Origin of the sequence: Vibrio sp. 10N.222.55.C6 (assembly GCF_041473395.1) — a bacterium.
Taxonomy (GTDB): Bacteria; Pseudomonadota; Gammaproteobacteria; order Enterobacterales; family Vibrionaceae; genus Vibrio; species Vibrio crassostreae_C.
The window spans coordinates 1-671 of sequence record NZ_JBFRSD010000309.1 but is presented as its reverse complement, the minus strand read 5'-3'; the positions used below and the strand labels follow the sequence as shown (position 1 = coordinate 671).

Below are 671 nucleotides of genomic sequence, written 5' to 3'. Positions count from 1 at the left end.
AATGAACTTCTAGTAGTCTATGCGAATAGTTAATTATTGGGCATTCAAATGACACAGTATCAGTTCCAACAAGGGCATATTCGCCCACCTTCAGAAGCGGATAGCTTATTGATTCGCACCACCCAAGGTTGTCCTTGGAACAAATGTAAATTCTGTACGCTGTTTGAGGGGATGGAGTTTGCAATTCGTCCCGTTGAAGAGATTAAGAAAGACATTTGGGCTGCGAAAGCATTCTATAAGAACCGTAAATTTGAGACCTGTTTTCTGCAAGACGGTGATTCATTCACTATGGATACCGAAGACTTGCTGGATGTGTTGAATACACTCAAACAAGCCTTCCCAGAGTTAAAGCAGATCAGCTCTTATGGACGAGCGCAAAGCATGACTAAGAAGTCGCCTGAAGAGATGAAAGCCATCTGTGATGCAGGGCTCAACATGCTTTATTGCGGTATGGAATCGGGTTCTATTGATGTTCTCAAATTGATGAAAAAAGGCATTACTCCGAAATCTATTTTGAAATCGACCGAATACGCGAAGCAAGCGGGTATGAAGATGATGACCTTCATTATCCTTGGCTTGGGTGGTAAAGAATATTCGGTGCAGCATGTTGAAGAAACGGCGGCCTTACTTAACCAAATCAACCCAGATGAAATACGCATTCTGTCGCTTGC

The 671-nt window shown here is 42.8% G+C and carries 1 protein-coding gene; it reads left to right on the top strand.

The features are described 5' to 3' along the window. Positions 1-48: 48 nt before the first annotated feature. On the top strand, positions 49-671 hold a 623-nt coding region (locus AB4486_RS23825), incomplete at its 3' end, for a radical SAM protein (RefSeq protein ID WP_372119059.1).